Annotated in this window: 15 protein-coding genes; 2 read left to right on the top strand and 13 right to left on the bottom strand. The window is 62.6% G+C overall.

The genetic code is table 11. The features are described from left to right. Positions 1–92: 92 nt before the first annotated feature. The 6 genes from trkA to dusB all read right to left on the bottom strand — a co-directional run bounded on the left by trkA (position 93) and on the right by dusB (position 8,841). A complete protein-coding gene (gene trkA, locus L0F51_RS03680; protein WP_092812276.1) occupies positions 93–1,469 on the bottom strand; it encodes a Trk system potassium transporter TrkA in 1,377 nt (458 codons plus the stop codon). Positions 1,470–1,509: 40 nt separating this feature from the next. Beyond that, positions 1,510–2,871, bottom strand: a complete 1,362-nt coding sequence (locus tag L0F51_RS03675) for a sigma-54 dependent transcriptional regulator (RefSeq protein ID WP_234627987.1) — start codon at positions 2,869–2,871, stop codon at positions 1,510–1,512. Then, positions 2,871–5,150 carry a PAS domain-containing sensor histidine kinase gene (locus tag L0F51_RS03670; RefSeq protein ID WP_234627986.1) on the bottom strand — a complete coding sequence of 760 codons (2,280 nt, stop codon included), beginning with the start codon at positions 5,148–5,150 and terminating at the stop codon, positions 2,871–2,873. The genes L0F51_RS03675 and L0F51_RS03670 overlap by 1 nt, the downstream gene beginning before the upstream one ends. 96 nt (positions 5,151–5,246) lie before the next feature. After that, positions 5,247–6,686, bottom strand: coding sequence for a nitrogen regulation protein NR(I) (gene ntrC, locus L0F51_RS03665; protein WP_234627985.1), 1,440 nt, complete (start codon positions 6,684–6,686; stop codon positions 5,247–5,249). Beyond that, positions 6,683–7,810: a nitrogen regulation protein NR(II) gene (locus L0F51_RS03660; protein WP_234627984.1), complete on the bottom strand. Its 1,128-nt coding sequence runs from the start codon at positions 7,808–7,810 to the stop codon at positions 6,683–6,685. Before L0F51_RS03660 ends, ntrC begins: the two co-directional genes overlap by 4 nt. Continuing rightward, positions 7,810–8,841, bottom strand: coding sequence for a tRNA dihydrouridine synthase DusB (gene dusB, locus L0F51_RS03655; protein WP_255701275.1), 1,032 nt, complete (start codon positions 8,839–8,841; stop codon positions 7,810–7,812). The genes L0F51_RS03660 and dusB overlap by 1 nt, the downstream gene beginning before the upstream one ends. Positions 8,842–8,929: 88 nt before the next feature. On the opposite strand from dusB, the gene L0F51_RS03650 reads away from it, so the two are divergent. Together L0F51_RS03650 and L0F51_RS03645 are read left to right on the top strand one after the other, a co-directional pair. After that, positions 8,930–10,141 (top strand): bifunctional 2-C-methyl-D-erythritol 4-phosphate cytidylyltransferase/2-C-methyl-D-erythritol 2,4-cyclodiphosphate synthase, encoded by a 1,212-nt coding sequence (locus L0F51_RS03650; RefSeq protein WP_234627983.1) that lies wholly within the window; start codon positions 8,930–8,932, stop codon positions 10,139–10,141. Beyond that, positions 10,134–10,646, top strand: a complete 513-nt coding sequence (locus tag L0F51_RS03645; RefSeq protein ID WP_234627982.1) for a CinA family protein — start codon at positions 10,134–10,136, stop codon at positions 10,644–10,646. The genes L0F51_RS03650 and L0F51_RS03645 overlap by 8 nt, the downstream gene beginning before the upstream one ends. An 8-nt stretch (positions 10,647–10,654) precedes the next feature. On the opposite strand, the gene L0F51_RS03640 is transcribed toward L0F51_RS03645, so the two are convergent. The 7 genes from L0F51_RS03640 to L0F51_RS19895 all read right to left on the bottom strand — a co-directional run bounded on the left by L0F51_RS03640 (position 10,655) and on the right by L0F51_RS19895 (position 17,193). Next, positions 10,655–11,125 (bottom strand): type II toxin-antitoxin system RatA family toxin, encoded by a 471-nt coding sequence (locus tag L0F51_RS03640; protein ID WP_234627981.1) that lies wholly within the window; start codon positions 11,123–11,125, stop codon positions 10,655–10,657. Between the two features lie 4 nt (positions 11,126–11,129). Next, positions 11,130–12,110 (bottom strand): lipoyl synthase, encoded by a 981-nt coding sequence (gene lipA / locus L0F51_RS03635; protein ID WP_234627980.1) that lies wholly within the window; start codon positions 12,108–12,110, stop codon positions 11,130–11,132. 9 nt (positions 12,111–12,119) lie between these two features. Beyond that, the gene (locus tag L0F51_RS03630; RefSeq protein WP_234627979.1) at positions 12,120–12,374 is read right to left on the bottom strand and encodes a GlsB/YeaQ/YmgE family stress response membrane protein; all 255 of its coding nucleotides are present in this window, start codon (positions 12,372–12,374) and stop codon (positions 12,120–12,122) included. Positions 12,375–12,417: 43 nt separating this feature from the next. Then, complete coding sequence (lpdA, locus tag L0F51_RS03625; RefSeq protein ID WP_234627978.1) at positions 12,418–13,839, bottom strand: dihydrolipoyl dehydrogenase; 1,422 nt, start codon at positions 13,837–13,839, stop codon at positions 12,418–12,420. 154 nt (positions 13,840–13,993) lie between these two features. Beyond that, positions 13,994–16,354: a glucose/quinate/shikimate family membrane-bound PQQ-dependent dehydrogenase gene (locus L0F51_RS03620; RefSeq protein WP_234627977.1), complete on the bottom strand. Its 2,361-nt coding sequence runs from the start codon at positions 16,352–16,354 to the stop codon at positions 13,994–13,996. Between the two features lie 129 nt (positions 16,355–16,483). After that, positions 16,484–16,915, bottom strand: coding sequence for a rhodanese-like domain-containing protein (locus L0F51_RS03615; protein ID WP_234627976.1), 432 nt, complete (start codon positions 16,913–16,915; stop codon positions 16,484–16,486). Between the two features lie 152 nt (positions 16,916–17,067). Continuing rightward, positions 17,068–17,193, bottom strand: a complete 126-nt coding sequence (locus tag L0F51_RS19895) for a hypothetical protein (RefSeq protein WP_255701274.1) — start codon at positions 17,191–17,193, stop codon at positions 17,068–17,070. Positions 17,194–17,484 lie beyond the last annotated feature (291 nt).

The raw sequence follows: 17,484 nt of genomic DNA, 5'->3' as shown, positions 1-17,484 counted from the left end.
TGCGTGCGCGATTTACGCAACGGCACTAAGCAAGATTAAGGCCGCACGACAAGGCATGTGCCCTTCGACGCGCAGGCGCCGGCTATGCGCAATCAGAAGTACTCGAGGCTCACCCGCGCCATCTGCTCGACACGGTGCACCTGATTGGCAATGGCGAAGATGACGAGGCGGTCGCCCTTTCGGATCTGGCTTGCGCCCGTCGGGACGATGACCTCGCCGCCATGCAAGATCGCACCGATCCGGATGCCGCCCGGCAGATCGAGCTCGCGCAATGGGCGGCCGACAAGCGGCGACGTCTCCAGAGCTTCCGCCTCGATCACCTCGGCTGCGCCGTTCTGGATCGTGTGGACGTTGCGGATACGGCCGCGGCGGACGTGTTGCAGGATGCGCGAGATGGTGACGGCGCGCGGATCGACGAAAGCGTCGATGCCGATCGTGCGCACCAACGGCGGGAAAGCGGAATCGTTGAGAAGGCTCATCGCGCGTCGGCAGCCGAGCTTCTTCGCCATCACGCAAGAGAGAATGTTGACCTTGTCGTCGTTCGTGAGGGCGAGCATCGTGTCGGCCTCAGCGATATCGGCCTCTTTCAGAATGACGTCGTCCATCGCCGAACCGTGCAGCACGACGGTGCGGTCCAGCGCCTCGGCGATCTCGACGGCGCGATCGCGGTCCATCTCGATCACCTTGATCTTGGCGCGCGGATTGCGCTTCTCCAGATGGTGGGCAACGTAGTGGCCGATATTGCCGCCGCCGCCGATGACGACGCGCGAGCCGAGCGTCTCCTGCTTGCCGAAAATCGTGAGAGTGCGCTTCACCCTCCCCGTGTCGGTCATCACGTAGACGAGGTCTCCCGCCATCATCTGATCGGCCGAGCGCGGCACGAACAGGTTCCCATTGCGGAAAACCCCCACGACGATGGCATTGAGGTCGGGAAAGAGCTCGGTGAGCTGACGAAGAGGCGTGTCGATGACCGGGCAGTTCTCGTCGCAAACGATGCCGAGGACCGTCACCTTGTCGTCGGCAAAAGGGATGGTCTCGACAGCGCCCGGCTGCGCCAGGCGGCGGAGCACCATCTCGCCCACTTCCACTTCCGGAGAAATGATCACGTCGATCGGCAGATGATCGCGTGAGAACAGGTTGCTCCAGTGCTTGGCGAGATAGGTCTGGGAGCGGATGCGGGCGATCTTGGTCGGCAGATTGAACAACGAATGGGCAACCTGGCAGGCGACCATGTTGACTTCGTCGTACAAGGTGACGGCGATCAGCATGTCGGCCTCGTCGGCGCCTGCACGCGCCAGCACGTCCGGATGAGATCCGTGGCCGACGAAGCCGCGCACGTCCAACGTGTCACGAATGGCATTCACCAGATGCGGCGAACGATCGATCACCGTGACGTCGTTGTTCTCCGTCGCCAGTTTCTCCGCGATGCCGTATCCGACCTGGCCAGCGCCGCAAATGATGACGCGCATGAAATGTCCTTTGTTGCGAGAATCCCGCCGCCGTGAGGCTCTATACCCCGAGGCTCTTCAGCTTGCGATGCAGGGCCGAGCGTTCCATGCCGACAAACTCGGCCGTGCGTGAGATATTGCCGCCGAAACGGTTGATCTGCGCGGAGAGATATTCTCGCTCGAACACCTCGCGGGCTTCCCGCAAAGGCAGGGACATGATGTGGGCCGATCCATCGGCGGGGCTCGCAGGCAGGATCTCGCCAATCTCCGGCGGCAGCATGGCGGCCGTCACCATCGCTTCCGCGTCTCCTTGGGTCAGGATCATCAGCCGTTCGACGTTGTTGCGCAGCTGACGGATGTTCCCCGGCCAGTCGTGCGCCTGAAGCACGGCCATTGCATCATCGGCGATGCGCCGGGTCGGCAAACCGGCCGTCTGGGCGATCTGTGCCATGAAATAGTCGACGAGTTCGGGGACGTCCTCGCGACGCTCCGCCAATGACGGAACTCGGATCGGGACGACGCTCAGGCGATGGAACAGGTCTTCGCGAAACCGCCCTTCCTTGATTTCCGCTTCGAGGTCGCGGGCCGTGGAAGAGAGAATGCGGACGTCGACCTTGACCTTTTTGCTGCCCCCTACCCGCTCGAACGTCTGCTCGACGAGAACCCGCAGGATCTTGTTCTGCGTCTCGCGCGGCATGTCCGCGACCTCCTCCAGATAGAGGATGCCGCCATGCGCCTCTTCCAGCGCCCCGACACGGCGATGTTCGCCCTCGGCGGCTTCTGTGCCGAAGAGAGCGATTTCCATGTTTTCGGGCGTGATGGCGGCTGAGCTCAACACGACGAAGGGACCGTTGGCCCGCCGGGAGGCGGCGTGGATGGCACGTGCCACGCGCTCCTTGCCTGCTCCTGAAGCTCCGAAAATCATCACGCGGCTGTTGGTGGGAGCGACACGCTCGATCGTCTGGCGCAGATGGTGCATGACGGACGAGGAGCCGACGAGATCGTTGGTGACGCCCGAGCGCTGCTTGAGCTCGGCCACTTCCTTTTTCAACCGAGACGCCTCCAGGGCGCGCTGCGCCACAAGCACGAGACGGTCGGCTTTGAACGGCTTTTCGATATAGTCGTAGGCGCCACGCTTGATGGCGGAGACGGCCGTCTCGATGTTGCCGTGACCGGAAATGATCACCACCGGCAACGCCGGGTGCTCGGTGTGGATTGCATCGAGAAGCGCCAGTCCATCGAGCCGGCTTCCCTGCAGCCAGATATCGAGAAAGATGAGGCCGGGCCTGCGTTCGGCGATCGCTTCCAGGGCGGCGTCGCTGTTGGCGGCGGTGCGTGTTCCGTGGCCTTCGTCTTCAAGGATGCCGGCGACGAGTTCGCGGATATCGGCTTCATCGTCGACGACAAGGATGTCGGTAGCCATCACTTGCTCTCCTGTTCGGCGCGTTCCGCAGGCTTCGTCTCTGCCTCGGTCGCGGCCGGATGGTTGGTATGTGGGAAGTTCATTCGAACGCAGGCGCCGCGGGCATCCACGCCGGCCGCTCGTGCGTCGAGAAGTTCAATGGAGCCTCCGTGTTCCTCCATCACCTTGCGCACGATCGCAAGGCCGAGGCCGGTGCCTTTCTGGCGGGTTGTCATGTAGGGCTCGAGAAGCTTCTCGCGACCCTCCTGGGGCAGACCCTTGCCGTTGTCGATCACATCGACGATCGCGTGATCGACATCGTCGCGCACGCGCACGCGGATTTCGCCGCTCACGTTTTCATCTTCGGGAACGGCCTCGATCGCCTCGGTGGCATTCTTGACGATATTCGTGAGCGCCTGCGTGACCAGGCGATGATCGACCGGCGCCTCGACGGGCGTTTCCGGCAGATCGAGTGCGAAGCTGATGTTCGGGTTGCCGACTTCCTGGAGGAAGACGGCTTCGCGGATGAGTTCGCGCAGATCGCGCGCTTCCATGACCGGCTTCGGCATACGCGCAAAAGCGGAAAACTCGTCCACCATGCGGCGGATATCGCCGACCTGGCGGATGATCGTCTCCGTGCACTGATCGAAGACGACACGATCTTTCTCTTCGTCGATGCGCGGTCCGAAACGGCGGCGGATGCGTTCGGCCGAAAGCTGGATCGGCGTGAGCGGGTTTTTGATCTCGTGGGCAATGCGGCGGGCCACATCGGCCCAGGCCGACCGGCGCTGCGCGGCGACGAGGTCCGTGATGTCATCGAGCGTGACGACGAACCCGTCATGCGAGCTGTCGTCGGACTGCTCGATCGTCACCTGCACATTGAGCGTTCGAGGCTCGCCTTCGCGCGCAATGATGATCTGATCGCGTGCCGAACCGCGACCACGGTTGGCGACCTCGTCGAGAACGTTCTGCAATTCGGGCAGGAGCTCGTTGACGTGACGACCGACGATGCCGGTCTCTTCTTCGCCGATCGCTTCGAGTGCCGGGTGATTGGCGAGTGTGACGATACGGTCCGCATTGAGGCCGATAACGCCCGCCGAGACGCCCGACAGCACAGCCTCGGTAAAGCGGCGCCGCTCGTCGAGCTGGCTGTTGGCGGAGAGGAGCGCGTTGCGCTGCGAACGCAGCTGCCCGGCCATTCGATTGAAGGTTGCCGACAGAATGCCGAGGTCGCCGGCTTTCTCCTGAACAGGCACGCTGACGTCGAGATTGCCGCCTGAAATCTTACTGGCGGCGCCGATCAGGTGTCGGATCGGCGCGACGAGCCCGTTGGCGAAGCCGAGACCGATCCAGATGGCGGACAAAAGCACCACCAGAGCCATGCCGACGAAGAGGATGGCAAAGGCGATCTGCACGCCGAAGCGGTTCTCCTGCAATTGGCCGTATTCGGCGGCACTCTCCTCCGTGAGGCGGACTTGTCGCGTCACCTTCGGGTCCAATGGACGGGCAAGGTAGAGATAGACGTCGTCGAGGCTGGTGATCTTCAGCACACCGCCGACGAGATTGGTCGTGCCTGGTGCGATCAGCGCCGGACGGCCTTCGTCGGCATCTTCGAACACCTGCTGCGGTGGTGGCGGCACCTTGAGGTTGGTCGAGGTCTTGCCTTCGACGATCACGGATCTGTCGCGCCGGATGAGCGCGATCGCGGACAGGCCGCGCAGCTGCGCCTGATTGGACAGGTAGGCGGCAATCGCCTTTTTGTTGAGCTCCAGATCCGGAGCGACGCGGTTGAACTCGCTTGCGATCGCCAGAAGATCGATTGCCAGGATGCGGCTGTGCTCCTGCACATAGGCCTGCGCGACCTCCCGCGAATTTTCGATGATCGCTTCGGTGCGCTCGGCGAACCAGCGGTCGAGGCCCTTGTTGAGCGTGATCGACGCGATTCCGGCCGTCAGGATCGCCGGCAGAGCCGCGATGATCGAAAACAGCGCTACGATGCGCACATGCAGCCGGGCGGCGGCGCGTCCGTGCCTGCGCGCAATCCAAAGCCCAGTTGCCTCGAACGCGACCGTCCCAATGAGGAAAAGAACGACGATGCCGTTCAGAAGGCCGGCCGCGCGCACGACCGCGGGCGTCGGCTCTATCGTGGTCTGTCCGGTGAGGATCAGAAACGTGCCGATGGCGCTTGAAAGCGCCAACAGAACCGCGAGCAGGCCGACCATGCGCGCGATGCGGTTGCGTTCGCCAAAGCCCGGACGGATGCGTTCGGGTGGCAGATCAGGGCTAGTGGCGACGGACATGGATCCTACGGTCGATCGGATTGATCGCTCATGCGTGGGCACAGAACGTGGCTAATATGTCACAAAAACGGCGCCCGCACAGTGCGCGCGGCCCTTTTATCTCGGACCACGCACAACCAGGATCTGCAGATCGCGAATTTTCTTACGCAACGTGTTGCGGTTGAGGCCGAGGAGCTCTGCCGCGCGGATCTGGTTGCCGTTGGTGGCGCCCAGTGCTGCGCCGATCAGGGGAACTTCGATCTCACGCAACACGCGATGATAGAGCCCAGGCGGCGGCAAAGCGTCGCCGAACTCGTTGAAGAGATTGGTCATGTGCCGCGCGACGGAATTCGAGAGGCTCTCTTCCTCCGCTGGGCGCGCGGATTCTTCCACGTCGCCGATCGGATCGAGCTCGTGACGAATCAGGTCCGAGGTGATCGTCTCCTGCGGATAGAGCGCGGTCAGGCGCCTGATGAGGTTTTCGAGTTCCCGCACATTCCCCGGCCAGCGATGGCGTTTGAGCACATCGAGCGCGTCATTCTCCATCGTCTTGACGGGCAAGCCTTCGCGCTCGGCTTGGACAAGGAAATGGCGCACGAGATCGGGAATATCATCGGTGCGCTCGCGCAATGGCGGCAGGCGGATCGGCACGACGTTCAGGCGGAAGAAGAGATCCTCACGGAAGAGGCCTTGGCGGATCAGGTTCTTCAGGTCCTTGTTGGTCGCCGCGACGATCCGGACATCGGTGCGGATCGGCGTACGGCCGCCGACGGTCGTATATTCGCCCTGCTGCAGAACCCGTAGCAGGCGCGTCTGCGCATCCATCGGCATGTCGCCGATTTCATCGAGGAAGAGCGTGCCGCCCTCCGCCTGTTCGAAGCGGCCGGCGGATCGGTGCTGGGCGCCGGTGAAGGCGCCGCGTTCGTGGCCGAAGAGCTCCGATTCGATGAGCTCCCGCGGGATGGCGGCCATGTTGACGGCGACGAAGGGGCCCTTGCGGCGCTTGCCGTAATCGTGGAGCGCGCGCGCCACCAGCTCCTTGCCGGTGCCGGATTCGCCGAAAATCGTGACGGTCAGATCCGTCTGCATCAACCGGGCAAGAACGCGGTAGATGTCCTGCATCGCCGGCGAGCGACCGACGAGCGGGATGGCCTCATCCTGCTGGTCGTGTTCGGCCATCACTTTCGAACGTGGTTCGGACAGTGCCCGACCGATCGTCGCGATAAGCTCCTTCAGATCGAAGGGCTTCGGCAGATAGTCATAAGCGCCGCGTTCAGATGCCTTGATCGCCGTCATGAAGGTGTTTTGTGCGCTCATGACGATGATCGGCAGCTCCGGCCGCACGCGCTTGATGCGCGGCAAGAGCTCGAAAGCGTTTTCATCCGGCATGACGATGTCGGTGACGACGAGATCGCCCTCGCCTTCCGCCACCCAGCGCCACAGCGTGGCGGCGTTCGAGGTCAGACGGACATTGTAGCCGGCGCGCGACAGCGCCTGGTTCAAGACTGTTCGGATCGCTGTGTCGTCGTCGGCGACGAGAATCGTGCTCTGACTCACGAGGCTCCATCCTCCTTCAGGTCGAGCTCGTCCGACGTCTGTTCGAGCGTCGGCATAAGAATGCGGAAAAGCGTGCGGCGGGGCTGGGATTCGCACTCGATGATGCCTCCGTGATCGCCGATGATCTTGGCTACGAGCGCCAATCCAAGACCCGTGCCATTCGCCTTCGAGGTGACGAACGGATCAAAGAGATGAGGCAGTACGTCGTCGGGCACGCCCGGTCCGTTGTCCATGACGGTGAATTCCAGCGGGAGGCTGACACGGCTTTGCGTTCCGGGAACCGACAAGCGAATCCCAGGCCGGTAGGCCGTGCGAAATGTTATTTCTGAATCTTTTTGATCTGCAAGGGCTTCCGCCGCATTCTTCACGAGATTTATGAAGACCTGCAGAAGCTGGTCGCGGTTTGCCAGGACCGGCGGCAGCGACGGATCGTATTCTTCGGTGATGCGGATGCCGCGCGCGAAGCCGGATGTGGCGAGTGTCTTCACTCGTTCCAGGACGCGGTGAATGTTGACCGGTTCACGCTCGATCGGGCGGGCGTCGGTGAAGGTTTCCATGCGGTCGACCAGACCTGCGATGCGGTCGGTCTCATCGCAGATGAGGCGGGTCAATGGGCGATCTTCCGGGCTCGCGGACGCTTCCAGGAGCTGGGCAGCGCCACGAATGCCGGACAGCGGATTCTTGATCTCGTGCGCCAGCATGGCGGCAAGGCCGGTGACGGTGCGCGCGGCCCCGCGATATGTCAGCTGCCGGTCGATCTTCTCCGTCATGGAACGTGGCAGGAGGAGAACCGAGACGCAGGCATCCGTCATGGAGACCGGCGTTGCGTAGATATCGACGAGCTTGTCGGAGCCGATGCGTGGCGAACTCATGTCGACGCGGTATTCGGCGATCGCCGCGCCGCGCGAACGGACCTGGTCGAGCAAGGGAAACAATGGGCTGCCGAAAGGCACGAGGCGTTCGAGGCCGTCGCGATGCATGACCGCGGAGCTTGCGCCGAAAAAACTCTCCGCCGCCTGGTTCGCGTTCAAAATGGTGTTGTCGGCATCGACCACGAAAATCGGATGCGGCAGCGCGTTGAGGATCGCGAGCGCCGGCACCCCCTCTTCTGCGTAAGGCTTCATCAGGCGGCCTCGCGCAAGGAAGCGGCATCCGCCCGAAGATCGGGCAAGAGGGCTGCGAGTTCGGCCTTTACGCGCCGTGCCTCCGTTTCGCGCAGAAGCCTGCCGCGAGCAGCCTGCGCCGGTGCGTCCATCGCAAAATCGTCGAGGTACCAGGCAAGGTGTTTTCGGGCGATGCGAACGCCTGGAACCGGCCCATAGTGAGCCAGGATCATATCGTAATGCTCCATAATGAGGTCGGCACGCTCTCTCCCTGTCGGATCGGGTCGCGGGGTTTTGCCTTTAAGGACGTCGCCCACCTGACCGACGATCCACGGGCGCCCGTAAGCGCCGCGGCCGATCATCACTCCCGCTGCTCCCGAACGCCGCAGCATGTCTGGCGCATCTTCGGGCGTCGTGAGGTCGCCATTGGCGATGAGCGGAATGCGGACCGCTTGAGCCACGGGCCGGATGGCATCCCAATCGGCCTTGCCCTTGTAGAACTGGCTGCGTGTGCGTCCATGGACGGTCACCATGGCCACGCCCACGTTCTCCGCACGCTGCGCCAGCTCTGTCGCATTGAGCGAGGTATGGTCCCAGCCGAGGCGCATTTTCAGCGTGACCGGCACTTTGGCGGCGCGCACGGCAGAGGCGATCAGACGCTCGGCCATGTCGAGATCGCGCATGAGATGGGACCCGGCAAAGCCGCCGGTCACGCGTTTGGCGGGGCATCCCATGTTGATGTCGATGATTGCGGCTCCCGCCGCTTCGGCGATCCGCACGCCCTCGGACATGGCCTCCTCGTCGCGCGCGGCGAGCTGCACGACATGGAGGGAAAGGCCCTCGCCTTCCGCACGCAGCCGCGCCTCTTCCGATTGCCGCTGCACGGCGTCGCAGGCGACCATCTCGGAAATCACCAGCCCCGCGCCGTAACGCGCGGCGAGCCGCCGAAACGGGAGGTCGGACACCCCCGACATGGGCGCCAGCAGGGCGCGATTGGGAATCGACAGCCCGGCAATCTTCAAGCTATCGGTGGTGAGATCTGCGTCGGGCAATGATGAAAAATCCGGCAAAAACTACGTTTGCCGATAATCTAGTCATGTCTACGGCTTCGGCAAGTCCGTGAGCGAGGTTTCGGTACACATGAACGGTGAAGAAGGCAATGTTGCGCCACGCTCGTCCGCACGACCCAGATATGCAGCCCTGATCGTGGCTGCCGGGCGGGGTCACAGATCCGGGCTCGGCCTGCCGAAGCAATATGCGCAAATCGGCGGGATGGCGGTGTTGCGTCGCACCTTACTCGCTTTCCAGGAGGCTGCCGAGATCGACGTCATCCGCTGTGTCATCCATCCGGATGACCGTGCTCTTTACGACGAGGCGGTGGCTGGTTTGTCCGGGATCGGAGAGCCGATCGCCGGCGGAGCGACGCGACAGATCTCGGTGCGTCTCGGTCTCGAGGCGCTTTCGGACGAGCGGCCGGAGATCGTTCTCATCCACGATGCGGCGCGCGCTTTCGTCTCGCGCGAGCTGATCGCCCGGATGACGACGGCAACCGACGACAAGACCGGAGCGGTTCCGACGCTCGCGCTCTCTGACTCGTTGAAGCACGTCGAGAACGACGTCGTCTTGGGGACGATCGAGCGATCGAGCTGCCGCGCCGTCCAGACGCCGCAAGTTTTTCCATTCCAACCCATTTTGGACGCGCACCGGGCCGCTGCAGAACGCGACGACCTGACCGATGATGCGGCGGTCGCAGAGGCGGCCGGCCTCCATGTGCGCTCCGTCGAAGGCGATGAAAGGAACATCAAGCTGACTACTTCCGAAGATTTTGCGCGAGCTGCTGCCCATCTGGCTCCGGCGCGTGAATTTCGCGCAGGTCAGGGTTTTGACGTGCATGCCTTTTGTCCAGGCGACCACGTTTTCCTGTGCGGCGTGAAGATCGATCACGACATGGCCTTGGAGGGCCATTCGGATGCCGATGTCGGGCTGCATGCTCTCACCGACGCCATCTATGGCGCGATCGGCGAAGGCGATATCGGACAGCACTTCCCGCCGAGCGACCCGCAATGGAAGGGTGCAGATTCAGAGATCTTTTTGAAGGCTGCGGTCGAACGGGTGGCCGCTCGCGGGGGAGCGATCGTCAATGTCGACGTGACGCTGATCTGCGAAGCACCGAAGGTCGGGCCGCATCGCGAAGCCATGTCGGAACGACTGTCCGAGATGCTCGGGATCGCCCGGCACCGTATCAACGTCAAGGCGACGACGAGCGAGAAGCTCGGCTTTACCGGTCGGCGCGAAGGGATCGCTGCACTTGCCGCCGTCAGCGTTGCGCTGCCGGGAGACGGCGATGCGTGATCTCGAAACCAAGGCGATCGAACTTCTTAATCTCTGCAAGGACAAGGGCATTCGGCTGGCAACGGCCGAATCCTGCACCGGCGGTGGCATCGCGGCCGCGCTCACCGATATCCCCGGCTCATCCTCCGTCTTCGAGCGTGGCTTCGTCACCTATTCCAACGAGGCCAAGACAGAGCTTCTCGGCGTGCCGAAGACGCTCATCGACACAGATGGGGCGGTCAGTGAAGCCGTGGCGCGGGCGATGGCGGAAGGTGCCCTCGCCCATTCGCATGCCGATATGGCGGTCTCAGTCACAGGCGTTGCAGGGCCCGACGGCGGAACCGAGGAAAAGCCTGTCGGGCTTGTCCATTTTGCGGTGGCACAGCGCCATGGCGCAACCGCTCACCGTGAGAGCAGGTTCGATCCTCTCCTCGGTCGCGAAGGGATCCGGCGCGAAAGCGCGATCCTCGCACTCAATTTTCTGATTGGAACGGTGCAGGCGGCGCCCGGTCAGAAAGCGAAGTAAGCCTCCGCTCAGGCGCGGGAAGGCGCGGCTTCTGTCCCGTAGAGGGCGTCTGCGCGCCGCTCGAAGGAGGAGGCAAACGTCCGGAAGACGCGGTCGAACATCGCGCCCATCAGGGTGGCGAGCGTCCGGCTCTTGAACTCGTAATCGATGCAGAAATGGATCTTCGCCTGGTTTTCCCCGAGGCGCTCGAAGGTCCAGATATTCTCCATCGTCCGAAACGGCCCATCGAGGTAATCGGCCCGGATGGACAGAGCCTCACGGTCCAGGGTCACCTTGCTGGTAAACGTCTCGCGCAGCATCTTGTAGCCGACGGTCATGTCGGCGACGAGGATCGTACGACCCTCGATCTGCTTTCTTCCTCGCACGTTCAGCCTTTCGCAGAACGGCACGAATTGCGGGTATTTCTCCACGTCCGCGACGAGATCGAACATCTCCTCCGCGGAGTGGCTGACGGTGCGGGAAGTCTCGTGATGATGCATGGGATCAGCTGGCGAGTGCAGCGCGGGCCTTGCGCAGGCGAGCGAAATCGTCTCCGGCGTGGTGGGAAGACCGCGTCAATGGGCTCGCCGACACCATGAGAAAGCCTTTGGCATAGGCGATTGCCTCGTAACTTTTGAAGCCCTCAGGAGGGACGAACTCTTTCACCGGGTAATGCTTGCGCGAGGGCTGCAGGTACTGGCCCATTGTCAGGAAGTCGACCTCGGCCGTCCTGAGATCGTCCATGAGCTGCAGCACTTCATTGCGTGTTTCCCCGAGCCCGACCATGATGCCGGACTTGGTGAACATCTCCGGGTCGAGCTCTTTCACGCGCTGCAAAAGCCGGATCGAATGGAAATACCGGGCACCCGGCCGGACCTTGAGATAAAGCGACGGCACCGTCTCCAGATTGTGGTTGAAGACGTCGGGACGCGCTTCGACGACGATCTCGAGCGCACCCTTCTTGCGCAAGAAGTCCGGTGTCAGAACCTCGATGGTCGTCTCCGGCGTCGCCTCGCGAATGGCGCGAATGACAGCTGCGAAATGTGCCGCGCCGCCATCCTCGAGGTCGTCTCGGTCGACAGAGGTCACCACCACATGCTGCAGGCCCATCTGGGCGACGGCGTGCGCGAGATTCTCCGGCTCGTCCGGATCCACAGGCCCCGGCATGCCGGTGCGCACATTGCAGAACGCACAGGCGCGCGTGCAGGTCTCGCCAAGGATCATGAACGAGGCGTGCTTCTTTTCCCAGCACTCGCCGATATTGGGACAGCCCGCCTCCTCGCACACCGTGACGAGTTTGTTCGACCGAACGATGCCGGCCGTATCGCGGTAGCCTTGGGAGACGGGAGCCTTGACGCGGATCCAGGCGGGTTTGCGCTGGATCGGCGAATCCGGCCTGCGGGCCTTCTCTGGATGACGCGGCCGAGCGGTTGTCTCGGGCGCGCCATCTTCAGAAGGTTCGATTGTGTTGATGAGAGTGACCAAAACTCTTGACTATCTGCGGCCGCGAACTGCGCGGTAACCAAAAATGAGAAGGCAGGCGCCGATCACGGCAACGACCAGCTGGCCGATGAAACCACCCAGCGTCGAACCAAAGAGACCGACCAGTATGGCGTTCAAAATAACGGCGCCGAGAATACCCAAAATGATGTTCGTCAGCAGGCCGTGATCGGCCTTCATGACCTTTTCGGCGATCCAGCCGGCGAGACCGCCGATAAGGATCGTCATAATCCAACCAAAACCTTCCATCCCCGTCTCCTCTAGATTGCTTTCAGCCCTGTCGGGCACGAGTTCATACGTGGATAACGCGGTCATACGCGTCAAGAACGCTCTCGTGCATCATTTCCGAGAGGGTCGGATGCGGGAACACCGTGTGCATCAACTCTTCTTCCGTCGTTTCGAGGTTCATCGCGACAACGAATCCCTGGATCAGTTCCGTCACTTCGGCACCGATCATATGAGCACCCAGAAGCTCCCCTGTCTCTGCGTCAAAAATCGTTTTGACGAGCCCGTCCGGCTCCCCGAGCGCGATGGCCTTGCCGTTCCCGATGAAGGGGAAACGCCCGACGCGAACCTTGCGTCCGGCTTCCTTGGCTTTGGCTTCGGTCAGTCCGACGGAGGCGATCTGCGGATGACAATAGGTGCAGCCCGGGATCTTGAGCTTGTCCATCGGGTGCGGCTCCATGCCCTTGATCGCCTCGATACAGATGACCCCTTCGTGCTCGGCCTTGTGCGCGAGCATCGGCGGACCCGCGACATCGCCGATCGCATAGACCCCCTCGACGCTCGTCCGGCCATAGGGATCGGCCGCAATCAGCCCCCTCTCCGTCTTCACGCCGAGCTCTTCCAGGCCGAGACCGTCGATATTGCCGACCACGCCGACCGCCGAGATGACCCGCGCGAAGGTCTTCTTTTCGCTCTTGCCGTCTTTCGTCTCGATCGTTGCCGTAACGTCGTCGGAGCCTTTCTCAAGCTTCGAGACCTTCGCTTCGGTCAGGATCTTGATGCCCTGCTTTTCAAGGCGCTTCCGCGCGAGCGATGAGATTTCCGCATCCTCGACGGGGAGGATCTGCGGCAGCACCTCGACCACCGTCACGTCGCAGCCGAGCGTCTGGTAGAAGGAAGCGAATTCGATCCCGATCGCGCCGGAACCGACGACGAGAAGCGATTTCGGCAAGCTCTTCGGTGCCATCGCCTCGAAATACGTCCAGACGAGCTTCTGGTCGGGCTCGAGGCCAGGAAGAACCCGCGGGCGTGCGCCCGTCGCCACGATGATGTGCCTGGCGGAGTACTGACCGGGCTCGAGCGCCCCCTTCGGCGCGGGCTCGTCGCTCGGCGACACTTCGATCTTGCCCTTGCCCGCAAGCTTCGCCCTGCCCCAGATGACGTCGATCTTGTTCTTCTTCATGAGGAAGCCGACGCCCTGGTTGAGCTGGCCGGCGACATTGCGCGAACGCTTGACGACGGCGCCCATGTCGAAGCCGACTTTTTCCGCCGTCAATCCGTAATCGCCGGCCTTCTGCATGTAATGGAAGATCTCGGCGGAACGCAGCAAGGCCTTCGTCGGGATGCAGCCCCAATTGAGGCAAATTCCCCCGAGGTGGCGCGCTTCGACGATGGCGGTCTTGAAGCCAAGCTGCGCGGAACGGATAGCCGTCACGTAGCCGCCGGGTCCTGCGCCAATGACGACTACGTCATAAGATTTATCCGCCATTTCGCCTCGCCTGATCCTCTTTTCATGGTCCTGCCGGATTGCTCCGGAGGCTGCAAGGTAATGGCCGCAGCGTTTCGATCAAGAAGGAAGGGGGCGGAAGCTGCCATGCACCGCCCTCTCCTTTTCTCAAGCTCGTCCTGCACCGGGGACGAGATCAGGTCGACGGCAGCGCGTAGGCGATGATTGAGTCACCCGTTTTCGTGCCGAGGGATCCGTGACCGCCGGCCACGACCAGGAGATATTGTTTCCCGTCAACGGCATAGGTCATCGGGGTCGCCTGGCCGCCGGCGGGCAGCCGATCTCGCCAGAGTTGCTCGCCGGTCGTCGCATCAAAGGCGCGAACATAATAGTCGAGCGAGCCGCTCATGAAGGCGAGATTGCCGGCCGTCAGGATCGGTCCGCCGAGGTCCGGCACACCCATCTTGAACGGCAGCGGGATGGGCGAGCGATCGCGCACCGTCCCGTTTCGGTGCATGTAGGCCACCTTGCCCGTGGTGAGGTCTGCGCCCGCTACGTAGCCCCAGGGCGGAGCCTGACAAGGAAGCCCGATCGGTGAGGTGAAGGGCTTCAGGCTCACCGCGAACGGGGCCCCGTAATTCTCGTTGAGGCCGGGTTTGCCCTCCGAAACGTAGTTCTTCTCCGGATTTTCCCGAGGGATGAGCTTGGAGACGAAAGCGAGATAGGACGGCGTGCCGAAGACGATCTGGCGGACCGGGTCGACGGCGACGCCGCCCCAGTTGAAGACGCCGAAATTGCCCGGATGGACGAGACTGCCTTCCGTCGAGGGCGGTGTGAAGCGGCCTTCCCAGCGGTACTGGTGGAATTCGACACGGCAAACGAGCTGGTCGAACATGGTCGCGCCCCACATGTCGTGCTCGGTGAGCCGCGGCGGCTTCAGCGAAAGTGCCGATGTGGGCTGCGTCTTGGCTGCGTGATCTCCCTTGGCCGCACCTTGCGGCGCGGGCTCTTCGGTGACGGGGAGAATGGGATCGCCCGTCCGCCTGTCGAGCACATAGATGTCACCCTGTTTCGTCGCCTGAACGACGGCTGGAACCGTGTTCCCATCGATCTGAAGGTCGATCAGGCTCGGTTGTGAGGGCACATCCATGTCCCACAGATCGTGGTGCACGGTTTGAAACACCCAGCGAAGTTCGCCGGTGACCAGATCGAGCGCCACGATCGAAGAAGAGAAACGCTCGGTTTCCGGTGTGCGGTTGCCGCCCCATTGGTCGGGCGGAGCGTTGCCGAGCGGCACGTAGAGGAGACCGAGTTCCGGATCGGCACTCATGGTCGTCCAGGAATTGGGCGAGTTGGCCGTATAGGTCTCGCCGTCAGCAATCGGCGTCGTTTCATCGGGCCGGCCGGAATCCCAGTTCCAAAGGAGATCGCCCGTGTCGATGTCGTAGGCACGGATGACGCCCGAAGGTTCTGTCGTCGAGACGTTGTCGTTGACCGAGCCGCCCACGACCACGAGACCGCGCGCAATCACCGGCGCGGAAGTCGAATAATAGAAGCCCTCCTGGAGGTTCGGCATGTTCGCCCAAAGATTGACATGGCCGTTCTCGCCAAAACTGCGACACACCTCGCCCGTTTCCGCATTGAGAGCGATCAGGCGGGCATCGGATGTCGGCAGATAGATCCGCGTCGGGCACTCAGTTGCAGTGGCGCTGTCAGATCCTTCGAGCGATTGGTAATAGGATACGCCGCGGCAGGTCTGATGCTGCCGGCTCGCTTCGGTCCCGACTTCGGGATCGAAGCGCCATTTTTCCTCGCCAGTCGAGGCGTCGAGAGCGATCGCCAGATTGTGCGGCGTGCAGAGGTAGAGCGTGTTGCCGATCTTGAGCGGCGTGACCTCGTAGGTGGTTTCCTTCGGGTCGCCCTGCCGCCTCGTGTCGCCGGTATGATACTGCCAGGCGACCTTGAGATGGTCGACATTGCCGGCATGAATCTGGTCGAGTGGGGAATATTTCTGGCCGAACTCGGTACGCCCATAGGCCGGCCAATCCGCCGCCGGCACCTCAGCCGCCTCGCCCGAGGGCCCGGTCTCCGCGTCGGCCATTCGCGCCGCCGGAAGCTGTCCCGGAAGATCGCCGGAAGGCGTTGCGAGTGCATAGATCGCGACGCCCACGGCGAGAACCAGCGAGACGCCGAGCGGGATCCCTGCCCCGCGCCAGGCCGCAGGCCGCGGATCAAAAAAATCGCGCTTCAATGAGCGCGTTACGAAAGGCAGAAGCAGCCAGATACCGATGAGGACGACGATGTCGCCACGCGGAGCCAGTTGCCACCAATCGAAGCCCGCCTCCCAGATCGCCCAAACGAGCGTGCCGAGGACGACAGCAGCGTAGACGTAAAGCGCGGCCGCGCGATGCATGAACAAAAGGATGCCGGTGGCCAGAAAGCCGGCAGCGGCAAGAATGTAATACCAGGAGCCACCGAGGGCTGCGAGCCAGATGCCCCCGACGGCAAGGGCAGCGCCCAGCAATGCGATGGCGATGCCAGTGATTGTGGCGACCAAATTCTCTCCTCCGGGATGGTTGATGTCTTACCAACACGGAAGGAGGCTCTCGGTTTCCCGCCAACGCCAGAATCCTTTGCCGGCGGAGATTGCGGGTCGGACGTTACGCCGGGACGAGGCCTTTTCAGTTCACTTCTTTGGGCTTGGGCTTGGGCTTGCGTCTTCAGCTGGCGATTCAACGGGCAGTCCGGCCTGATTCCACGCCCCGAAGCCACCCTCGATATGTGCGACGGGCGTCAAGCCCATCTCGGCGGCGCGGCCAGCCGCCAGCGCCGAGCGCCAGCCTGCCGCGCAGAAGAAAATGAATGGGCGGTCCTCGGCGAAGACCGGCTTGTGGTAGGGGCTCGCCGGATCGATCCAGAATTCGAGCATCCCTCGCGGGCAATGGATGGCGCCTGGGATCCTTCCCTCGCGCTGCAGCTCTCGGATATCGCGCAGATCCACGAGGACCGCGTCGGTCTGGTCCTGCCGCCGGAACGCCTCATCGGCGCCCACGGTTTCGATTGTCGCCTCGGCCTCGTCGATGAGCTGACGGTAGCCTTTGACGATTTGCTGCGGCATGGGTTTCTCCTGTTTCTCCGCCTCTTTAGCTAGGCAGTCTTCAGGAAGAAATGCAAACGCTTCGGCGTGGGAGAGCCGTCGCGGTTAAGGGCAATAAAAAACGCGGGACCTTTCGGCCCCGCGTACTGCGCGATTTCCTAGGATGAATGCGGTCAGCTGACCGCCACCGTAGTCGCTCCGCCACTGACCACCAGCGAGATCACCAGCAGCAGTCCTGCACAGACCACAAAGGTAATCGCCGCCGCCCGCCAGCAGGACGGCTCGTTCAAATCGGGCATCAAATTCCCCTTTGTCCCCTGGTGAGGAGGGAGTCCTTGGACCCTCCCGACACCGAAAACCGTTACAATTTGCCAAAGCTGACTTCAAGCTGAAGATGGCTCAAATTTGCCACCTTTTCGCCTCAATCGCATTCGGCATCCACCTTGCCCGCCGTCGCCAAATATTAACGCATCCTCGGCTTACGCGAGGCCTGCGCCGATGAAAAAGCATTCGCGGCTAGAAAAGTTGGGCGGTCCACTTCATCCTTCGTTCCCGCCGGTCAGCCCCTGCGCAGGCTACGCTGCAGGGGC

The sequence above is a fragment of the Afifella sp. H1R genome (assembly GCF_021462425.1).
GTDB lineage: Bacteria > Pseudomonadota > Alphaproteobacteria > Rhizobiales > Afifellaceae > Afifella > Afifella aestuarii.
The sequence above is the reverse complement of the archived record's forward strand: the minus strand, read 5'-3'. Positions and strand labels throughout refer to the sequence as shown.